This window comes from Streptomyces sp. NPDC028991, assembly GCF_055564775.1.
In genome coordinates this window covers 33,886-48,710 of the sequence record NZ_JBVHVP010000001.1, presented here as the reverse complement: position 1 = coordinate 48,710, position 14,825 = coordinate 33,886, and the positions used below count along the sequence as shown (strand labels likewise).

11 protein-coding genes are annotated in these 14,825 nt (G+C 73.8%); 9 read left to right on the top strand and 2 right to left on the bottom strand.

The features are described 5' to 3' along the window. Positions 1–32: 32 nt before the first annotated feature. The 5 genes from ACZ4V1_RS00170 to ACZ4V1_RS00150 all read left to right on the top strand — a co-directional run bounded on the left by ACZ4V1_RS00170 (position 33) and on the right by ACZ4V1_RS00150 (position 9,893). A complete protein-coding gene (locus ACZ4V1_RS00170; RefSeq protein ID WP_468327496.1) occupies positions 33–2,294 on the top strand; it encodes a bifunctional glycosyltransferase/CDP-glycerol:glycerophosphate glycerophosphotransferase in 2,262 nt (753 codons plus the stop codon). 172 nt (positions 2,295–2,466) lie between these two features. Further along, entirely contained in the window at positions 2,467–4,674 is a 2,208-nt protein-coding gene (locus ACZ4V1_RS00165) for a bifunctional glycosyltransferase/CDP-glycerol:glycerophosphate glycerophosphotransferase (protein ID WP_468328874.1), read from the top strand. A 7-nt stretch (positions 4,675–4,681) separates the two neighbouring features. Continuing rightward, positions 4,682–6,937, top strand: a complete 2,256-nt coding sequence (locus tag ACZ4V1_RS00160; protein WP_468327494.1) for a bifunctional glycosyltransferase/CDP-glycerol:glycerophosphate glycerophosphotransferase — start codon at positions 4,682–4,684, stop codon at positions 6,935–6,937. Beyond that, on the top strand, positions 6,934–8,211 hold the full coding sequence (locus ACZ4V1_RS00155; protein ID WP_468327492.1) for a hypothetical protein: 1,278 nt from the start codon (positions 6,934–6,936) through the stop codon (positions 8,209–8,211). Before ACZ4V1_RS00160 ends, ACZ4V1_RS00155 begins: the two co-directional genes overlap by 4 nt. 128 nt (positions 8,212–8,339) lie before the next feature. After that, positions 8,340–9,893, top strand: a complete 1,554-nt coding sequence (locus ACZ4V1_RS00150; RefSeq protein ID WP_468327490.1) for a hypothetical protein — start codon at positions 8,340–8,342, stop codon at positions 9,891–9,893. A gap of 43 nt (positions 9,894–9,936) precedes the next feature. On the opposite strand, the gene ACZ4V1_RS00145 is transcribed toward ACZ4V1_RS00150, so the two are convergent. Next, positions 9,937–10,350 (bottom strand): organic hydroperoxide resistance protein, encoded by a 414-nt coding sequence (locus ACZ4V1_RS00145; protein ID WP_107478249.1) that lies wholly within the window; start codon positions 10,348–10,350, stop codon positions 9,937–9,939. Between the two features lie 148 nt (positions 10,351–10,498). Here ACZ4V1_RS00145 and ACZ4V1_RS00140 point away from each other — a divergent pair, with 148 nt between their 5' ends. Together ACZ4V1_RS00140 and galE are read left to right on the top strand one after the other, a co-directional pair. Then, on the top strand, positions 10,499–10,969 hold the full coding sequence (locus tag ACZ4V1_RS00140; protein WP_468327488.1) for a MarR family winged helix-turn-helix transcriptional regulator: 471 nt from the start codon (positions 10,499–10,501) through the stop codon (positions 10,967–10,969). 75 nt (positions 10,970–11,044) lie between these two features. Next, positions 11,045–12,025: a UDP-glucose 4-epimerase GalE gene (gene galE / locus ACZ4V1_RS00135; RefSeq protein WP_468327486.1), complete on the top strand. Its 981-nt coding sequence runs from the start codon at positions 11,045–11,047 to the stop codon at positions 12,023–12,025. Positions 12,026–12,089: 64 nt separating this feature from the next. Here galE and ACZ4V1_RS00130 read toward each other — a convergent pair whose 3' ends face one another. After that, complete coding sequence (locus ACZ4V1_RS00130; RefSeq protein ID WP_468327484.1) at positions 12,090–12,716, bottom strand: TetR/AcrR family transcriptional regulator; 627 nt, start codon at positions 12,714–12,716, stop codon at positions 12,090–12,092. Between the two features lie 164 nt (positions 12,717–12,880). Here ACZ4V1_RS00130 and ACZ4V1_RS00125 point away from each other — a divergent pair, with 164 nt between their 5' ends. Both ACZ4V1_RS00125 and ACZ4V1_RS00120 read left to right on the top strand, forming a co-directional pair. Continuing rightward, positions 12,881–13,813: an ABC transporter permease gene (locus ACZ4V1_RS00125; protein WP_468327482.1), complete on the top strand. Its 933-nt coding sequence runs from the start codon at positions 12,881–12,883 to the stop codon at positions 13,811–13,813. Between the two features lie 10 nt (positions 13,814–13,823). After that, the gene (locus ACZ4V1_RS00120) at positions 13,824–14,732 is read left to right on the top strand and encodes an ABC transporter ATP-binding protein (protein WP_468328871.1); all 909 of its coding nucleotides are present in this window, start codon (positions 13,824–13,826) and stop codon (positions 14,730–14,732) included. Positions 14,733–14,825 lie beyond the last annotated feature (93 nt).

The following is a 14,825-nucleotide window of genomic DNA, read 5'->3' as shown; positions in this document are numbered from 1 at the left end:
CGCGCCGACCCCGCCGACCGATGGATGTCCCCGTGCCCAGGTTCAGTGTCATCGTCCCCGCGTACCAGGTTCAGGCGTATCTGCACGCGTGTCTGGAGTCGGTGCTGTCCCAGTCGTATCCGGACCTCGAACTGATCGTGGTCGACGACGGCTCGCCGGACGCCTGCGGCGCGATCGCCGACGAGTTCGCGGCCCGCGACCCGCGCGTGCGCGCCGTGCACCTGCCCGGGAACCAGGGCCTCGGCCCCGCCCGCAACGCCGGGATGGAGCGGGCGAGCGGCGACTACCTGGTCTTCCTGGACGGCGACGACACCCTCGCCCCGGACGCGCTGCGGGCCATCGCCGACCGGGTGAAGGAGACCGGGGAGCCGGACGTCCTGGTCTACGACTACGCGCGCACGCACTGGTCGGGGGAGGCGGTCCGCAACCAGGCCGCCCGGCACCTCACCGAGCGGGGCCCGGCGCCGTTCCGGCTCACCGACCGGCCGGGGCTGCTGAAGCTGCTGATGGTGGCGTGGAACAAGACGGTGCGGCGGGAGTTCGCCGAGCACCAGGGCTTCACCTTCCCGCCCGGGTACTACGAGGACACGCCGTGGACGTACCCGGTCCTGATGTCGGCCCAGTCCATCGCCACCCTGGACCGGGTCTGCGTCCACTACCGGCAGCGCCGGCGGGGCAGCATCCTGGGCACCCCGAGCGAGCGCCACCTCGACGTCTTCGCCCAGTACGACCGCGTCTTCGCGTTCCTGGAGTCGCACCCGGAGCCGGCCCGCTGGCGGCCGGTGCTCTACCGCCGCATGGCCGACCACCTGACGACGGTGTTCACCCGCCCCGACCGCCTCCCGCGCGCCCTGCGCGCCGAGTTCCTGCGCCGTGCCCGCGTCCACTGCCGCCGCTACCGGGTCCCCGGCGCCCCCGCCCCGCTGCCGGTGCGCCTGCGCCACGCCCTGCTCCGGCTCGGCCTGCGCCGCACCTACGAGGCCCTGCGGCTGGCGTCGGCCCTGCGCCGCCGGACGGTGAAGGGCGCCACCAAGCTGCTGCGCACCGCGCGCACCGTCGCCCTGCGCCTGCACTACCGCGTCCAGCGCCGCCTCCCCCTGCGTGCCGACCGCGCCGTCTTCGCCGCCGACGGGGACCGGGGGCACGGCTGCAACCCGGGCGCGCTGGAGGAGGCGTTCCGCGACCTCGCGCCACACGTGCGCACGGCGTGGGCCGCCGACCCCGCGCACCACCACACCATCCCGACCGGCACGCGCCGCCTGACGCCCGGCACGGCCGCCTACTGGACGGCGCTGGCCCGCTCCCGCTACCTGGTGCACAACACCGCCTTCGACGCCGGCCTGGTCAAGCGGAAAGGGCAGATCCTGATCCAGACGCAGGCCGGGACCCCCCTCAAGCACATGGGCCTGGACCTCCAGGAGCGCCCGGCCGCCGCCGGCGGCACCGACTTCGCCCGGCTGCTGCGCGACGTCGACTCCTGGGACTACGTCGTCTCCGCCAACCGCCACTCCACCCTGACCTGGGAACGCGTCCACCCCGGCGGCTACACCACCCTGGAGTACGGCCAGCCCCGCACCGACGTCCTCCAGCGGGCGACACCCGCGGACGTGACCCGGCTGCGCGAGACGCTCGGCATCCCCGAGGGCACGGTCGCGATCCTGTACGCGCCCACCCACCGCGACTACCGCCGCACCCAGCGCGCCGCCCTCGACCTGGAGCGCGTCCTCACCCGCCTCGGCCCCCGCTTCATGGTGCTGGCCCGCGCCCACCCCCGGCACGGCGGCCCGCTCGCCGAGTCCGGGGGCCGGATCCTCGACGTCAGCGACCACCCGAGCGTGGAGACGCTGTGCCTGGCCTCGGACGCCCTCGTCACCGACTACTCGGCACTGATGTTCGACTACGCGGGCCTGGACCGGCCGATCGTGATCCACGCCGACGAGCCGGAGGCGTACGAGGCGGCCCGCGGCACCTACTTCGACCTGCCTGCCCTGCCGCCGGGCGCGATCGCCCGGGACGAGGACGAGCTGATCGACATCTTCGCCGGCGGCCACTGGCGCGGCTCCCGGTCCGCCCAGCTCAGGGCCGCTTTCCGCGAGCGTTTCTGCCCGCACGACGACGGCCGTGCCGCCGAACGCGTGGTACGCCGCGTGGTGCTGGGCGAGAGGGACCTCCCGCCGGTCGTGCCGCTCGCCGAACGGCACCCCGCGCCCTCGGCCGCCTCGGCCCTCGCCCGCCCCCCGCTGGCCACGGTGCCGCAACCCGCCGGCCCCCGCACCGTCACCGACAGCCTCTGATCGCCGTTTGCCCACCGGGAGTTCGCATGCCCCGCAGCTCGTCGCGGCCCACTCCGACCCGGCCGCCCACCTGGCGGCCGACGGGACGGCCGACGGGACGGCCGGGCCACCGGGCGGCACGAGCGGCGGGAGGTGGCTCCCGCCGGACCAGGAGAACGAGAGAAAGAGCAGCATGCCCCGCTTCAGCATCATCGTCCCGTCCCATGGGGTCGCGGGGCGGCTGTCCCAGTCGCTGGACTCGGTCCTCACCCAGTCCTTCGGCGACTTCGAGCTGATCCCGGTCCACGACGCCCCGGACCGCGTCGCGGCGGACGTCGTCGAGGAGCGCGCCGAGCGGGACTCCCGGGTGGCGCCCGTGCACTCACCGCCGTCGGCCGGGCTGGCGGGTGCGCGCAACGCCGGCATGCGGGCGGCGACCGGCGCGTACCTGCTGTTCCTCGACGGCGACGACGTGCTCGCGCCGGGCGCGCTGGCGGCGCTGGACGGGCGGCTGGCGGACACCGGCGGCGTCGACGTGCTGTACTTCGAGCACGAGCGGGTGCCCTGGTGGGAGGGCGAGCCGACCAACCCGGCCGCTCCACTGCTGGCGAAGGCCCCGGACGGCGCCTTCGCCCCCGACCGCGCCCCGCACCTCACCGGCGTACGGCTGCCCGCCTGGAGCGCGGTCTACCGCCGTACCTTCCTCACCGAGCGGCGACTGGTCTTCCCCGACGGGCACTTCACCGACGTCGGCTTCGGCGCGCTGGTCGCGGCGCGCGCCGAGCGCGTGTCGGTACTGCGCTCGGTCGTCGTCCGGCATGCGGTGCGGCGGCAGGGCAACCGGCTGAACCTGCCCGGCGAGCACCATGCGGAACTGCTGGACCAGGCGGAGCTGGCGCTCACGCACGCGGCCGAGCGGGGGCTGCCGGCCGAGCGGTGCGGGCCGCTCTTCGAGCAGCTCTTCGCCGCGATCCTGAAGACGGCCACGCATCCGCGGCGTCTGACGCGCCGGGAGCGCCGCACCTTCTTCCGCCGGGCGAGCCGCCTCTACCGGCGCCACCGTCCCGCCGGTTTCCGGCCCCCGGGCGGCCGGCTCGGCGTGCAGCACCGGCTGCTGGCGTCCGGGTCGTACGCGGGCTTCCGCGCCCTGCGCGCCGCCAACCGGCTCGCGACCGGCGTCCTTGGGCGCCTGCCCCGCCCGCAGGGACTGGTCACCCGTCTGCGCTACCGGCGGGCGCTGCGCCGCCCGCTGGACCCGGGCCTGGTCGTGTACTGCGCGTACTGGGGCCGCGGCTACGCCTGCAACCCGGCCGCGATCCACGCCAAGGCCCGCGAACTCGCCCCGCACCTGCGCTCGGTGTTCCTGGTCGAGCCCGGCCAGGAACACACGGTCCCGGAGGACGTGGACCACGCCGTCATCGGCAGCCGGCGCTACTGGGACGTGCTGGCCCGTGCCAAGTACCTGGTCAACAACGCCAACTTCGCCGAGGGCGTGGTCAAGCGCCCCGGCAGCGTGCACCTCCAGACCCAGCACGGCACCCCCCTGAAGACCATGGGCGTCGACCAGTCGACGTACCCGGTGGTGGCCGCGGCGAGCGGCAGCTTCACCAAGCTGCTGGGCCGCGTGGACCGCTGGGACCACAACATCTCGTCCAACCGGCACTCCACCCAGATGTGGGAGCGCGCCTTCCCCGGCTCCTACGAGCACCTGGAGTACGGCTATCCGCGCAACGACGTCTACTGCACGGCGACCGCCGACGACGTCGCGCGCGTCCGGCGCGAACTGGGCGTCCCGGAGGGGAAGACGGCCGTCCTGTACGCGCCCACGCACCGGGATCACGAGACCGGCTTCGACGCGGGCGGCCTGGATCTCGAGGCGTTCTGCGAGGCCGCCGGCGAGGACGTGGTCGTGCTGCTGCGCGCCCACTACTTCTACGACCGGGGCGGCAGGCGGGGCAGCGGCCGGGTCATCGACGTGACCTCGCACCGCTCCTCCGAGGACGTGTGCCTGGCCGCCGACGCGCTGGTCACCGACTACTCGTCGATCATGTTCGACTACGCCAACCTGGACCGGCCGATCGTGGTGTACGCCGACGACTGGGACGTCTACCGGGAGACCCGCGGCGTCTACTTCGACCTGATGGCCGCCCCGCCGGGCCCGGTGGCGCGGACCCCGGAGGAGCTGGCCCGGGTCTTCCGCGACGGCTCGTACGCGGGTCCGGAGTCGGCGGCGCTGCGGGCGGCCTTCCGGGAGCGGTTCTGCGAGTTCGACGACGGCCGGGCCGCCGAGCGCGTCGTGCGCCGGGTGCTGCTCGGCGAGCCGCCCGAGGCGCTGCCGCCCGTGATCCCGCTCGCCGAGCGCGTCCCGGCCCCCGCCGCCGCCACCCTCGTAAGGAGCTGACCCCGCCGTGCCCCGCTTCAGCGTCATCATCCCCTGCTTCAAGGTGCAGGGCTTCCTGCGCGAGTGCCTCGACTCGGTCCTGGACCAGTCCTACCGGGACATCGAGGTGATCGGAGTGAACGACTGCTCGCCGGACGGCTGCGGCGCGATCCTCGACGAGTACGCCGCCCGCGACGAGCGGGTGCGGGTGCTGCACCTGGAGGAGAACGTGGGCCTCGGCCGGGCCCGCAACGCCGGGCTGCCGCACGCCACCGGCGACTACCTCTTCTTCCTCGACAGCGACGACACCCTCACCCCGGGCGCCCTGCGCGCGATGGCCGACCGGCTCGCGGAGACGTCCGACCCGGACGGCCCGGACGTCTTGGTATTCGACTACGCGCGCACCTACTGGTGGGGCGGCACCCGGCGCAACGTCCTGGCCGGTGTGCTGGCGGAGGCCGGGGCGGGCACCGGCGACGGGACCTTCACGGCCGCCGAGCACCCCGAGATCCTCGACCTGCTGATGGTGGTCTGGAACAAGGTCTACCGGCGCGACTTCGTCGAGCGCGAGGGCTTCACCTTCCCGCCGGGCTACTACGAGGACACGCCCTGGACCTTCCCGGTGATGTTCAGCGCCGGGCGGATCGCCACGCTGGACCGCATCTGCCTGAACTACCGGCAGCGCCGCCAGGGCAACATCCTGTCCACCACCAGCCGCAAGCACTTCGACGTGCACGCGCAGTACGAGCGGGTCTTCGCCTTCCTCGACGACCGCCCGGAGCTGGCCCGCTGGCGGCCGTTCCTGCACGCCAAGATGGGCGAGCACTGCCTGGACATCCTGTCCAAGCCGGACCGGCTGCCGCCGTCCGACAAGGCCGAGTTCTTCCGCCGCACCGCCGAGATGTTCCGCGCGTACCGGCCACAGGGCACCGAGGTCCCGGCCGGGCTGCGGGTGCTGGAGGGCGGCTACGCCGCCTACCGGCTGCGGCGGCAGTCCGGACGGGCCGGCCGGGAGCTGGAGCGGCGGGCACGGCAGACGCGCGACGTGGTCGCCGGACGTGTGGGGCGGGTCAGGACGGCGGTGAACAAGCGCCGCCCGCTGGACACGGACCTCGTCGTGTACTCGGCGTTCTCCCACCGCGGCGTGCTGGGCGACCCGGCGGCGGTCTACCGCAAGGCCCGCGAGATCGCCCCGCACCTGCGCGGGGTGTGGGTGGTGCGCGACGAGGAGTGCGCGGCGGACCCGGCCGCGCTGCCGCCGGGCACGGAGTACGTGCTCCTCGGCAGCGCGGCCTACCGCCGGGTGACCGAGCGGGCCGCGTTCCTCGTCAACAACGTCAACTGGCCCGGTGCGGTGGCCAAGCGCCCCGGCAGCGTCCACATCCACACCCACCAGGGCACCCCGCTCAAGTACATGGGCGCCGACCTGCTGGGCCGGCCCGGCGCCCGGCACGGCGTCGACGTGCCGCAGATGCTGCGCCGGGCCGACCGCTGGGACTACAGCCTGGTCGCGGGCCGGTACGCGGAGCGGGTGTGGGAGCGGGCGTACCCGTGCCACTTCACGTCCGTGCGCACCGGCAGTCCGCGCAACGACGTGCTGGCGGGCGCCGGTCCGGAGGACGGCCGGCGGGTCCGCGAGCGGCTCGGTGTCCCCGACGGGCACACCGTCGTGCTGTACGCGCCGACCCGCCGCGAGTACCGGCGGGGCGGGCACGTGGAGCGGATCGACCCGGCCCGGCTCGCCGCCGACCTCGGCGACGGCCACACCCTGGTGGTCCGCCTGCACCCGTCCCTGGCCACCGGACCGGCGCGCGGCATGGGCCTCGCCGAGCTGCACCGGCGGGGCGTCCTGATCGACGCGACGGACGAGCCGCACGTGGAGGACCTGATGCTCGCCTCCGACCTCCTGATCACCGACTACTCCGCCCTGATGTTCGACTACGCCGTCCTGGACCGGCCGATCGTGATCCACGCCGACGACTGGGGCGCCTACACGGCCAGCCGCGGCGCCTACTTCGACATCACCGCCGAGGCGCCGGGCCATGTGTCGCGCTCCTACCGGGAGCTGGCGTGGCTGCTGGCGTCGGGGGCGTGGCGGGACGAGGAGGCGGCGCGGCTGCGGTCCGCGTTCCGGGCCCGGTACTGCGAGTACGACGACGGTCTGGCCGCCGAGCGTGTCGTGCGGACGCTGCTGCTGGGCGAGCCGATGCCCGAGCCGGAGCCGCCGGTCGTCCCGGGTGCCCGGGCCGTCCCGTCCGGCCACGATCTGCTGACCTCGCCGTGAGGGCGCGCACCTGGGTGCTGCTCCTGGCCGCGGTGTTCGCCCTGCTCCAGCTCGCGAACGTCACCGGCCGGGACACCCCCGACACCAAGAACTACCTGTCGTACGCCCTGAGCCTCGCCGGCGGGAGCAAGCGCGGGGTGGCGGCGGCCACCATCGACTACGTGTGCGCGAGCCAGGCCTCGACGGCCCGGCGGAACCAGAGCGTGCACGTGGTCCGCTTCCACCGCCCCGACCCCACCGACCGGGTCACGGCCGAGTGCCGGGAGCGGGAGTGGGGGCACGTGGAGCCGCGGCTGGCGGCCGGGCAGACCGGCGGGCACACCGTGCCGTACATGGAGGAACGCTTCATGCGGATCTTCGAGGCGCGGCCCGGCTATCCGGTGTTCCTGGTGCCGTTCGTCACGGCCTTCGGGACGACGTGGGGGCTGTGGGCGGCGAGTGTCGTCATCGCGTGCGCGGGCGGCGTCCTCGCCTTCCTGATCCTGCGCACGCTGTCCGTGCCGGTGCCGCTCGCACTGGCCGGGCAGGCGCTGTACTACGTGCTGCCGTGCGGGACGACCGCCATGCGTCCGATGACCGAGGGGCTGCTGATGGCGCTGACCCTGGCGGCGGTGTGGGGCTGTGCGCTGGTGCTGCGGGCGGGGCGGGAGCGGGCAGGGCTCGCCCTGGTCGCCGGGTCGCTGCTCGCCCTGTTCACGGTCAAGCACTCCCAGGCGCTGTTCCTCGGGGTGTGCCTGGCGGCGGCGGGCGCGCTGATCGCCCTGCGGCGGCACCGGCGGGGCCGGCCGCCCGGCCGGGACGTGCTCGCGCTCGCGGCGGTGGGGCTGGCCGGCGCCGTCCTCACCGTGGCGCTGGCACGGCTGCTGGACTACCCGTCCGTGTCCGACAGCCTCCAGGACCTGCTCACCGGACACTTCGCCCGGCCCGACCGAGCGGATCCGTGGCCGGAGTTCTGGCAGTTGCAGGGCAACTTCTGGACGGAGTGGCTGCGCCGGCAGGCGTGGGAGCCACTGTTCGTCGCGGCTCTGGCGGCCGGGGCGTGGGGCGCGCTGCGGCGCGGCGGCGCGGTCGGCGTCTTCGTGGTCGCGGCGGCGTTCACCGGGATCCTCACCCAGGCCGGACATCCGGACATCGACATCTGGGGCGGGCGGCTGATCGTCCTGGCGTGGCTGCTGCCGGTGGTGGGGGTGCCGCTGCTGCTGGAGCCGGTGGTGCGGGGGCGGGTGGCGCTGCCGGCCCAGGGCCACACGGACCGGGCGCGCGCGACCAGGTGAGCGTCACGCGCCGGCGCGGCCGGCCGACCGTCACTCGATGAGGTGACGTGAGGTCGTGTCGCTGACCTCGGCCGGATCATCGGGAACATACGCCAAATGTCCCGGATGTCCCATCCTTCGCCTGTCCCGTGAGCGCCGGCGTCCTCGTCCGGCGGTCCGTGCGCGGCGCGACGGCACTGCGCGGCGGCCGCACCTGGCGCCCCACCCCGTACCAGACCGTCGGCTTCCTCTTCTTCCTCCTGATGACGCTGGCGTACTGGGCGGTGCCGCTGTGCTGTGACGCCGGCCAGCACGCGGCCGTCGTCGAGCGCCTGAAGGCCGACCTCCTCCACCCCCGCCACCCGATGGCCGACCTGCCGGGTGCGGGGAGCGCGTACTACTCGCCGTACGCGGTGGCCCAGGGCCTGTTCGCCCGGCTGACCGGGCTGGGCGGCTGGGAGGTGGTGCGGCTCGCCGGGCCGCTGAACCTGCTGGTCCTGCTGACCGGCATCGGCCGTTTCGTACGCGTCCTGACCCCGCGGCCGTGGGCGCCGGTGCTGGCACTGGGCGCGATGACGCTGCTGTGGGGCACCGAGCGGGCCTGGTGGAGCGGTTACCTCGGGCTGATGTCGATGACGGGCAACCTCGGCTACCCGTCGGCGTTCGCGATCGGGCTCGCCTTCTGGGCCTGGGCGCTGACGGGCGCGCGGGCGCGGGACGGGTGCCGGGTCCGGTACGTCGGCCCGAGCGGCCTGCGCGGCCTGCCCGGATACGCCGGACTCGGCTTCCTCTACGGCCTGATCCTCCTCGTCCACCCGATCACGGCGGTGGCGGCGGCACTGGGCGCGGTGGCGCTGGTGGCCGGATGGCAGCGCGGGTGGCGCGGGGCGGTCACCGGACGGTGGGCGCTGGCGGGCGGCGTCGCGGCGGCGTCGGCGGCGGTGTGGCCGTACTTCGACGTGTTCGGGCTGGCCGGGGACGACAGCGTGGACGGCATGCACCGGGTCCTGTACCTGGACCTGCCCGGGGAGTTCTGGCTGGCCCTGCTCGGACTGCCCGCGCTCTGGCTGCGCGGGCGCCGGTCGGCGCGGGACCCGCTGGTGCTGATGTTCGCGCTGGACTGCGCGGTGGTGGCCTACGGCTGGTTCAGCGGTCACTACACCTACGGCCGGATCCTCGGGCTCACGCTGGTGCCGCCGCAGTTCGCCCTGGCGGTGGAGCTGGCGGCGCCCCGGCCCTGGGGGAGGTGGCGCAGAACACTGGGCCGGACCGCGACCGCGGGGGCCCTGCTGGGATTCCTCACCGTCCACGCCGGTGCGGTGGTACCGCGCCCGCTGGACCCGGTCGGCTTCGAGCAGCCGCCGAACTGGCCGGCGTACGAGTGGGCGGCCCGGCACATCGGCCCCGGCGAGGTCGTGATCACCGACGGCTACTACGCCGGGCACGCCATCGCCGGGTACGGACCGAACCTCGCGGCACCCGCCTGGCCGGACCCGTCGCTGGACGAGCGGGAGCGCGGGCGGCGGGCGGCCGACGTCGAGGCCTACCTGGCGCCCGGATCGACCCGCGCGGAGCGCGCCGCCGTCGTCCGCCGCTACCACGTCCGCTGGCTGCTGCTGACCCGCTGGCAGCCGGTGCCCGAGGAGGCGGTGGTGGTGGCGTGGAGCGAGCGGACGGGCGAGGTGCTGGCGCGGGTCGGCTGAGCGGCTCCCGGGCGGCCGCCACCGGGAGGCTCCCCGGCGGCGACTACTCGATGACGAGGTCGACCGGGATGTTGCCGCGGGTGGCGTTGGAGTAGGGGCAGACCTGGTGGGCCTGCTCGACCAGCTTGCGGCCGGTCTCCTCGTCCACGCCCTCGGGCAGCTCGACCCGGAGGGTGACGGCGAGCGCGAAGCCCTCGCCCTGCTTGCCGATGCCGACCTCGGCGGTCACCGCGGCGTCGCTGACGTCGACCTTCGCCTGCCGTCCGACGAGGCCGAGGGCGCTGCCGAAACAGGCGGCGTACCCGGCGGCGAACAGCTGCTCGGGGTTGGTGCCCTGTCCGTTCCCGCCCATCTCGACGGGGATGCCGAGCGCGAGGTCGAGCGTGCCGTCGGAGCTGACGGTGCGGCCGTCGCGGCCGTGGGTGGCGGTGGCGGCGGCGGTGTAGAGCGCGTCCATGGGAAACCGTCCCTCTCTGAGGATCTGCGGGAGTGTCGCGGTGATGTCGTGGCGAGGTCGTGGTGACTTCCGACGACGACCAGTAGAGCACGCAATTCAATTGCGCACAACTAAATTGCACGCAAAGCCAGTCGGCTACCCTGGGACCATGACCACGCCCGCAACGGACTGGCTCCGCCTGGACCAGCAGATCTGCTTCTCCCTGAACGCCGCCTCGCGCGCCTTCAACGGCGTCTACCGCGTGGTCCTCAAGGACCTCGGCCTCACCTACCCGCAGTACCTGGTGATGCTGGTGCTGTGGGAGCACGGGGAGTTGCCGGTCAAGAAGCTCGGCGAGCACCTGCGCCTCGACTCCGGCACGCTCTCACCGCTGCTCAAGCGGCTGGAGGCGGCCGGTCTGGTCCGGCGGGAACGCAGCGCGCGCGACGAGCGGTCCGTGGAGGTACGGCTGACCGGGGAGGGCGTGGCGCTGCGCGAGCGGGCCGTCGAGGTGCCGCGCCGGATCGCCGCGGCGACCGGCCTGGACCTGGCGGAGGTCCAGGACCTGCGCGCCCGCCTCGACCGGCTCACGGCCGCCATCGACGCGTACGGCACCGAGCCGGCCTCCGCGCCGTCCTGAGGGGTGCGGTGCCCGCCGGGCGCCGGGATGACGGATCATGACCACCGAGGACCACTGACGAGGGGACGGCCGCACATGACCTGGCTGATCACCGGCGGCGCCGGATACATCGGGGCGCACGTCGTACGGGCGATGACCGAGGCGGGCGAGAAGGCGGTCGTATACGACGACCTGTCCACCGGCATCGCCGAGCGCGTGCCCGACGGCGTCCCCCTGGTGATCGGCTCGGTCCTGGACGGCGAACGGATCGCACGCGCCCTGACCGACCACGCCGTCACCGGTGTGGTGCACCTGGCCGCCAAGAAGCAGGTCGGCGAGTCGGTGGACCTGCCGCTGCACTACTACCGGGAGAACGTCGAGGGCCTGCGCGTCCTGCTGGAGGCGGTCACCGCGGCGGGCGTCGGGTCCTTCGTCTTCTCCTCCTCCGCGGCCGTCTACGGCATGCCCGACGTCGACCTGGTGACGGAGGAGACGCCGTGCGCGCCCATGTCGCCGTACGGCGAGACCAAGCTGGCCGGCGAGTGGCTGGTCCGGGCGGCCGGCCGCGCCTCGGGCCTGTCCACGGCCTCCCTCCGCTACTTCAACGTGGCGGGCGCGGCGAGCCCGGAGCTGGCGGACACCGGCGTCCACAACCTCGTCCCGATGGTCTTCGAGAAGCTGACGGAGGGCGCCGCCCCGCGCGTCTTCGGCGACGACTACGCGACGCCTGACGGCACCTGCGTCCGCGACTACATCCACGTCGTCGACCTGGCCGAGGCCCACGTCGCCGCGGCCCGCGCCCTGACCGCCTCCCCCGGGCGCACCCTCACCCTCAACATCGGCCGGGGCGAGGGCGTCTCCGTCCGCGAGATGATCGACCGCATCAACGCCCTCACCGGCTACGACCACCCCCCGACGGTCACTCCCCGCCGCCCCGGCGACCCGGCCCGCGTGGTCGCCTCGGCCGACCGCGCCGCCGTGGAACTGGACTGGAAGGCCAAGTACGACGTCGAGGACATGATCACGTCGGCGTGGGCCGGCTGGGTACGGCTGCGTCCGGGGGCGGCGCGGGACTAGGGCCCGTCCGGCGCAAGCGGCGGAGCACGTCCGGGCACGGCCCGCCGACGGGCCCCGGCCCGCGTCAGAGCGCCTTGAGCCCCTCCGCCGTGGCCCGCGCCAGCGCCCCCAGGTAGCCCTTCGGGGGCCTGGGGCCGCGGATGACCACCGAGCGCCAGTACAGCGGGCCCGAGATCAGGTCGAGGGCCAGGTCGGTGTCGAGGCCGGCGGCGAGTTCGCCGCGTTCCGCCGCCGCCGCGAGGATCTTGCTGGCGACGCCGTCCTGGCCCTCCCGCAGGGTCTTCTGCATGGCCTCGGCGATGTCGGGGTTGCGGGCCGCCTCCGCCTGGAGGTCGGGGATGATCTGCGAGGCCACCGGGTGGCGCAGGGCGCGGGACGTCACCTCGTACAGCAGCCGCAGGTCACCCTCCAGGGACCCGGTGTCGGGCGCGGGCAGGCCCTGCACGGCGAGCGCGGAGACGACGTCGAGCACCAGGTGCAGCTTGGAGCGCCAGCGCCGGTAGACGGCCGTCTTGCCGACCCCCGCGCGGCGCGCGATCCCCTCGATGGACATCCGCGCGTAGCCGACCGCCGCGAGCTCCTCGAAGACCGCCGCCCGGATGGCCTCCGTCACGTCCTCGCGGAGCACGGCCGCCCCGGCGGGGGCCCGGCGGCGCGGGCGCGGCTGCGGCTCGTCGGCGTTGGTCGTCATGCGAGCCAAGCATAGGGGCGTTACGACGAAACGGTTGCGTTCCGACGCGGCCAAGCCCTACGCTCACGTCACGACGATACGGTCCCGTCCCGACGTAAGTGAACGCGCAAGGTCACTCAGGTGAACGACGGGCGCCCCCCCTCCCCCGAGCGAAAGCAGCGGATGTGAGTCAGGTCCTCCACACACCGCCCCCGACCCCGGCCCCGGCCGCTCCCACCCCCGCCGACCACGACCTCGCGGCCCTCGCCGCCCGCCACGGCCTGTCCGTCAGCGGCGCCCGCCCCTCCCTGCCCGAGTACGTCCGCCAGCTGTGGGCGCGCCGGCACTTCATCACCGCCTTCTCCACCGCCAAGCTCACCGCCCAGTACAGCCAGGCCAAGCTGGGCCAGGTCTGGCAGGTGATGACGCCGCTGCTCAACGCGGCCGTGTACTACTTCATCTTCGGCATGCTGATGAACACCAGCCGCGGCGTGGAGGACTTCGTCCCGTTCCTGGTCACCGGCGTGTTCGTGTGGACCTTCACGCAGAGCTCGATCATGGCGGGCACCAAGGCCGTCTCCGGCAACCTCGGCCTCGTACGCGCCCTGCACTTCCCGCGGGCCGCGCTGCCGGTCTCCTTCTGCCTCCAGCAGTTGCAGCAGCTGATGTTCTCGATGGCCGCCCTGGTCGTGATCCTGCTCGCCTTCGGCGTTCCGCCCGGCGCCTCCTGGGTGCTGGCGGTCCCGGCGCTGGTGCTGCAGTTCGTGTTCAACGCGGGCGTGGCACTGGTCATGGCCCGGGTGGGCTCCAAGATCCCCGACATGGCGCAGCTGATGCCGTTCCTGCTGCGGACCTGGATGTACGGCTCGGGCGTCATGTTCAGCATCCATCACATGACCGGCCCGGACAGCGGCCTGCCCTCGTGGGTCGGCCCCCTCCTCCAGGTCAACCCGGCCGTCATCTACATCGACCTGATGCGCTTCGCCCTGATCGACAGCTTCGGCGGCGGCATGCTGCCGGACCACGTGTGGGCGATGGCCGTGGGCTGGGCCCTGGTCGCCGGGATCGGCGGCTTCATCTACTTCTGGAAGGCCGAGGAGACGTACGGACGTGGCTGACCACAACGGCATGAACAAGCAGGCGGACGAGCGGGTCCCCACCGTCGTCGCCGACGGCGTCGACATCGTCTACCGGGTCAACGGCACCGGCGGCGGCCGCGGCTCCGCGACCGCCGCCCTGAACCGCATCCTGCGCGGCAAGAAGGCCGAGAAGGCGGCGGGCGTGCGCCGGGTGCACGCCGTGAAGAACGTGTCCTTCGTGGCGTACCGGGGCGAGGCGATCGGCCTGATCGGCACCAACGGTTCCGGCAAGTCGACGCTGCTCAAGGCGGTCGCCGGCCTGCTCCCGGTGGAGAACGGACGCATCTACACGGACGGCCAGCCGTCCCTCCTCGGCGTCAACGCGGCCCTGATGAGCGACCTCACCGGTGAGCGCAACGTCCACCTCGGCGGCCTGGCGATGGGCATGTCCCGCGCGCAGATCAAGGAGCGCTACCAGGAGATCGTCGACTTCTCCGGCATCAACGACAAGGGCGACTTCATCACGCTGCCGATGCGCACGTACTCCTCCGGCATGGCGGCCCGGCTGCGCTTCTCCATCGCCGCCGCCAAGGACCACGACGTCCTCCTCGTCGACGAGGCCCTGGCCACCGGGGACCGCTCGTTCCAGAAGCGCTCCGAGGAACGCATCCGGGAGCTGCGGAGGCACGCCGGCACGGTGTTCCTGGTCAGCCACAGCAACAAGTCCATCCGCGACACCTGCGACCGGGTGCTGTGGCTCGAACGCGGCGAGCTGCGCATGGACGGGCCGACGGAGGAGGTACTGAAGGAGTACGAGAAGTTCACCGGCGGCCCGGACAAGGCGGCGAAGCCCAAGCCCGCATCCAAGCCCGCACCCGGGGCCGCATCCAAGCCCGCACCCGGGGCCGCGTCCGAGGCCGCGCCCAAGGCGGCACCCAAGGCCGGAACGGCCGCCTGAGGAGCCGCCCCTGCCGAGCGCCTTCCCCCGGGAGGCGTACGCACGGTTAACCCTTTTGCCCGATTAATGCCACTATGGCCGAACGAACGAACA